The organism is uncultured Parabacteroides sp., from assembly GCF_905196875.1.
GTDB lineage: Bacteria > Bacteroidota > Bacteroidia > Bacteroidales > Tannerellaceae > Parabacteroides.
In genome coordinates, this window is the sequence record NZ_CAJJWO010000062.1 from 23,820 (window position 1) to 29,964 (window position 6,145).

General features: G+C 43.5%; 3 protein-coding genes. 1 reads left to right on the top strand and 2 read right to left on the bottom strand.

Features of this window, described 5'->3' with window-relative positions:
• Positions 1-39: 39 nt before the first annotated feature.
• Together QZ076_RS17045 and QZ076_RS17050 are read right to left on the bottom strand one after the other, a co-directional pair.
• The gene (locus tag QZ076_RS17045; RefSeq protein WP_293715106.1) at positions 40-2,706 is read right to left on the bottom strand and encodes a T9SS type A sorting domain-containing protein; all 2,667 of its coding nucleotides are present in this window, start codon (positions 2,704-2,706) and stop codon (positions 40-42) included.
• Between the two features lie 79 nt (positions 2,707-2,785).
• Entirely contained in the window at positions 2,786-3,073 is a 288-nt protein-coding gene (locus QZ076_RS17050; protein WP_293715108.1) for a hypothetical protein, read from the bottom strand.
• 425 nt (positions 3,074-3,498) lie between these two features.
• Here QZ076_RS17050 and mutS point away from each other — a divergent pair.
• A partial coding sequence (gene mutS, locus QZ076_RS17055; RefSeq protein ID WP_293715110.1) for a DNA mismatch repair protein MutS occupies positions 3,499-6,145 on the top strand: 2,647 nt, incomplete at its 3' end.

The window sequence follows — 6,145 nt, forward strand, 5'->3', positions numbered from 1 at the left end:
CCATTTTTAGTCCGTTCAATTAAGGTCGTTTTATTCATTCTATATAATTACTTTAAACTGTTCATTACCGATACGAATTATATAGAATCCTTCCGGTAACGGAATGGTTATTGTTTCACCTGTTATAACAGGTTGCTTCTTTTGCAGTTTGCCCTCAACCGTATAGATATACAGTTGTCCGGTGGTTGCAGATATAATATGTAGACATCCTCCCTCCGTCCATACTTTCGATTGGTCGGTTTTAATCGTTTCATTAGCTACCGGGTCGGGGTTCTTAACGATATTATCTATATAGATTTCAACCGGCTGGCGAATGTATTTTATTATATATGCTCCGTCGCTATTTCGGGGAGTAATGGTTTCACCACGATCGGTGGTTACAACAGGTTCGGACAGATCATATTCTTTATCAAGCGTAAGATAGAAACGGAAACTACTCCATGCCTCCACTTCGTAAATACCGGGTATCGGATCGGTTGTTGCACCTTCTACGGCTGGTAGTGTGACGGAGTGGAATACCGTAGGCGTAGGATCTGGATCAGGTACCGGATCAGGAATTGGTTTGGACTTGAAAGAGGCACTGATTTTAATATCACCGACTACAGTATAAGTATCGCCGGAATTAAAAGGATTATCGTTTACTTTGAGACTGGCCAGCTCATACCCTTCGTCAGGTGTTGCAGAAATGGTTAATTCGGTTCCTCCTGCAACAGGTGTATCGGATTGTATGGAATTTTCGGTGGAAGAAGATACGATTATCGTGCCGTTCAATGGTGTATCATACCTGACGGTAAAAGTCAGGAAGTCGGACTTCGGAATGTTGGGTTGTACCGGTTTACCTGCTGAATTTTCACCAAATACTTTTAATATCGGTAGATTTATGCCATCAGGGTCGAACGACCAGACATCCGTGTCGTCCCATTCATCAAAAGCATTTCCGTCGCCTTGCGTGAAATTCGTGGTAGTAAGGCCATCGCCATCTTTGCCGGAGGCTTCATCCGTCCAATCTCCGGGAATAAGAGGGCTGGAGAAATTCGAGGTGAGCGTACCCTGTTTTTCTGCCGTTATGCGACCCAAGTATACTTCGGGAGAAGTTTTCAGAGAAAACTCGTTTTTAGCAATACCGCCTATTCCCTTTATGTTTAGTGCAACGCAATGGGTTATACTGCCATTATCACCCTGATTCAAACCGGCGATTCCTCCGGCTGCAAAGTCTGCACTTATTTTGCCTGTGGCATAACAGTTTTGGATGGATGTTCCTTGATTTTTATATTTATCACCTACTCCTACAATCCCTCCGGCAAAAGATTGTGCATTTTCTTCTTTTTCTGCTACTACATTTGCTGCCGAAGAACAATTTTTGATGGTTTCTGATGTAGCGTATGCAGCAATTCCTCCGGCATAACTTCCTTTCGGGTATTTAATACTTGTTATATTTCCAGAAGAATAGCATTCTTCAATGGAGCCAAGGCCTACAAAACCGGCTATGCCCCCTGAGTAGCGAGCGGTGATATCGCCTGAACTCCAACATTTTGATATAGTAAAAGGATAGGGGGTGTATTCATAGCCTACAATTCCTCCGGCTGCCTCTGAAGCAGTGACAGAAGCCCAATTATAACAGTCTGTAACTTTTCCTCCATACAAATTGCGTCCTATGATACCACCTGCCTGAGCTCCAGTTTCTTTTGTGGAGATAACACCTTCGACCTTGCACTTTTCTACTGTTCCTTCTGCAAAATATCCCGCAATTCCTCCGGCATAAGCACCCTCAGAGATATTTACATGGGCGGTACATTCGGATATTGTACTGGTTTGGTAAGTACCACCTAAAGCCGGTAAATCGCTTGCACCGGTAATTCCGCCGGCATAACTGTTGGGAGTTTCTTCTTCTCGTTCATCGACTGCCATAACGGAACCCGAATAGTGGCAATTTGTGAAAGACGTATGTATATTGACTCCGGCAATACCTCCGACTGCAAGACCTGATGCACTTGTAAGAGTTGCTTTCACGTCTAAGATATTATTGCAACCTGTTATATTGCTACTTATTATTTGTCCGATCAAGCCACCTACGATCAGCTGGCTAGAATATTCTATCTCGCCTGCTACATTTCCTCCTTTTACACTGCAATTGGTTATTTGGCTATTTGTTATATATCCTGCCAGTGCTCCGACATATCCTGCACTAGTTGTATGCAACCCTGTTTCTCCGATTTCGATCTGTAAATTTTGTACGGAACTGTTCTCTATAAATCCGAATAAACCTGCATAATCCGAATCTGTTATACTAGCCAGGTTGCCAATTGTCTTATCATTTCCATCCAGTGTCCCTTGAAAAGAGTTACTATTGTCTTTGCCGATAGGTGTCCAAGCTTGTTCCCCTAAGTCTATATCATCTGTCAGTTTGAAATAAACTCCGCTAAAGTTTGTTTTACCACTTATCGGTCCCCCATTATCCAATGTTAGTTCCTTTCCCCCGCTATTCGTCTGTTGCGCCAGATAAGCCAGTTCTTCGGGTGTAGCGATCAGGATAGGGTTATCAGAATCCTGGCCATTGCTGCCTCCTTCATTGATGATAGTTGTGGCTACTCCTCCCTCCCAGGGAGTATTTTCTGCATGGACCAGTCCACAGATAAGACAGAGAAACACTAATATTGGTAGTCTCTTGATTGATAGATGTAGTGAATTATTTATTTCCATGTTCATTAATATAATTTTTAAATATTTCGACGATGATCGTCGATGAGGCTCGACGGTGTTCGTCGAAGAGAGTTGATGACAGCCATCAATGGTAACCGACGATCGTCATCACTTCCGTTACCAACCGTTTAGCACCCGGTCCGATAAAGGGGCCGTCTACTCCCAGCGAGTTGTTAGCCAAACCGAATTCTACGGTAGAAGCTGAGTATAATTCTTCCTTGGCTACCTCCTTTAAATCGGTATAAGCACTCAATAATTCGGATGCTGAGAATTTACTTTTTCCATTTGCTGCGATTTTACACAGGTCTTCAATCGATCGGTTTGCTACGTAAGTTACATTAAAAGTGAAGTCGTCTTCACGCTCTGTCAGCATGTTAGCAACAAGGTTGCCGGTAATGCTGCGCTTTTTGAGTTCATTTCAGGCCATAGTGAATATATTTTAATTTAGTTCAGCAAGAACTTTGGCCGATCTTCTGATTTACAACTATTCCTCTTTCCAAATGTTCTTAAAAATTAGGGTAATTCATTGTTTTTAGAGGATAATATCATGGCTGGTAATTCCCGTATTGGTACTTAATTGGTATAATTTTATTGTTACATACGATCTAAAATATTGCTGTATTTTAGATAAGCATTGATTATTAACCTTAGATATAAGGCGTGAAAAGTATTATTTACTATATTTGCAACCAGTATTAACAAAGTTCTTGCTGGACTATGTTATTTTTCCTACCTCCATACTTTCACAAAAAATTGTACCTTTGTACGGTTTAATATAAATGATAAAAGCATATTCCCGTGGCAAAAATAGTTGAAACCCCCTTAATGAAGCAGTATTTCGATATTAAAGCGAAACATCCTGATGCTGTCCTTCTATTCCGTGTAGGAGACTTTTACGAAATGTATGGCGAGGATGCCGTGGTAGGAGCCGAAATACTGGGTATTGTGCAAACTAAGAAAGCCAACGGACCAGGCCAGTTTATCGAAATGGCCGGTTTTCCGCATCATGCTCTCGATACTTATCTTCCCAAATTAGTGCGGGCCGGCAAGCGTGTAGCGATCTGCGACCAATTGGAAGATCCGAAGATGACCAAGAAGCTCGTGAAGCGTGGGGTGACGGAGCTGGTTACACCGGGTGTTTCTATCAATGATAATATTCTGAACCATAAAGAGAATAACTTCCTTGCAGCCGTTCATTTCGGTAAAGATGTCTGCGGTATCTCTCTATTGGATATTTCAACCGGAGAATTCCTGACTGCTGAAGGGACAATCGATTATATCGATAAATTGCTCAATAACTTCTCTCCAAAAGAAGTATTGATCGAACGCAATAACCGCAAACGTTTTGAGGAGTCGTTCGGCCCCCGTTTCTTTACTTTTGAAATGGATGATTGGGTTTTCTCCGACGAGGCAGCCAACGATCGCCTGTTGAAGCATTTTGAGACGAAGAACCTGAAAGGTTTCGGCGTACAGCATCTGAAACTGGGTATTGTTGCTTCGGGAGCAATCCTTTACTATCTGGATCAGACAGAACATAAACATATTTCGCATATCACCGCCCTGTCTCGTATCGAAGAAGACCGGTATGTGCGCTTGGATAAATTTACCGTGCGTAGCCTGGAACTGGTAGGTACGATGAACGATGAAGGTACCAGCCTGTTGGATGTGATCGATAAGACTGTTTCTCCGATGGGTTCGCGTATGTTGCGTCGTTGGGTACTTTTCCCTCTGAAAGATGCGAAGCCGATACAGGAACGACAGGATGTAGTGGATTATTTCTTCCGTCATCCGGAGGTAAAAGAGCTTTTGGATGCACATATCGACCAGATTGGCGATTTGGAACGTATCATCTCGAAAGTAGCCGTGGGACGTGTATCGCCGCGTGAGGTCGTACAGTTAAAGGTGGCTCTCCGTGCCATCGAGCCTATAAAGAATGCTTGCATGGGTAGCGACGAACCCAGCCTTTGCCGTATCGGTGAGCAGTTGAATGCTTGTCTGGAGATTCGTGAAAGGATAGAGAAGGAGATTAATAACGATCCTCCTGCCTTGTTGAATAAGGGAGGTGTTATTGCTCAAGGAGTAAATGCCGAATTGGACGATCTGCGCGCGATTGCTTACTCCGGTAAAGATTATTTGTTGAAGGTGCAACAGCGTGAAAGTGAAAAGACCGGTATCCCCAGTCTGAAGATTGCTTTTAATAACGTATTCGGTTATTATATCGAAGTGCGTAATGCCCATAAAGATAAGGTGCCGGCAGAATGGATTCGTAAACAGACACTGGTGAATGCCGAACGTTATATCACTGAGGAACTGAAAGAATACGAAGAGAAAATATTAGGTGCGGAAGAGAAGATTTTTGCATTGGAAGGTCGCCTGTTCAATGATTTGGTGATTTGTTTGGCTGAATTTATTCCTCCCATTCAGTTGGATGCGAATCTGATCGGACGTCTGGATTGTCTTCTGTCTTTTGCTAAAGTGGCTGAAAGTAACCGTTATATTCGTCCGATGGTGGACGACTCGGAGGTGATCGATATCAAGTTGGGTCGTCATCCGGTGATTGAAAAGCAATTGCCGTTGGGAGAACCCTATATCGCCAATGATGTGTATCTGGATAGTGAGAAGCAGCAAATCATAATTATAACGGGGCCGAATATGGCGGGTAAGTCGGCTTTACTGCGCCAGACTGCATTGATTACGCTGATGGCTCAGATCGGATGTTTTGTTCCGGCTGAAGCGGCCCGTGTCGGTATAGTGGATAAGATATTTACCCGTGTAGGGGCTTCCGACAATATTTCTGTCGGCGAATCGACTTTCATGGTTGAGATGAACGAAGCTTCGAATATCCTGAATAATATGTCGTCGCGAAGTCTGGTTCTTTTCGATGAGCTGGGACGTGGTACAAGTACTTATGACGGTATCTCCATTGCCTGGGCGATTGTTGAATATATCCATGAACACCCGAATGCCCGTGCCAAAACGCTTTTTGCCACTCACTATCATGAGTTGAACGAGATGGAGCGTTCATTTAAACGTATCAAGAATTATAATGTATCGGTGAAAGAGGTATCCAATAAGGTGATCTTCCTGCGTAAACTGGTTCCCGGTGGCAGCGAACATAGTTTCGGTATCCATGTGGCCAAGATGGCAGGAATGCCGAAGAGTATCGTGAAACGTTCCGACGAGATACTGAAACAGCTGGAAACGGATAACCGCCAGGAGGGTATCGACTGTAAAGACAAGGCGAAAGGAAAAGGTAAGGTAAAAGCCAAACCTGTAAAAGAGATCGCTTCCGCCGCCGAAGGTTATCAACTCAGTTTCTTCCAGCTGGATGATCCCGTACTGAGCCAGGTACGCGACGAAATAAAGAACCTCGATGTAAACAACCTTACTCCGATCGAAGCACTGAACAAACTAAGCGAGATCCGTAAGATCATTTCAGGGAAGT

What these genes read in the sequence shown, in the direction of transcription:
- QZ076_RS17045 (WP_293715106.1), bottom strand. Translation starts at nt 2,706, where the DNA reads ATGAACATGGAAATAAATAATTCACTACATCTATCAATCAAGAGACTA.
- QZ076_RS17050 (WP_293715108.1), bottom strand. Translation starts at nt 3,073, where the DNA reads ATGCTGACAGAGCGTGAAGACGACTTCACTTTTAATGTAACTTACGTA.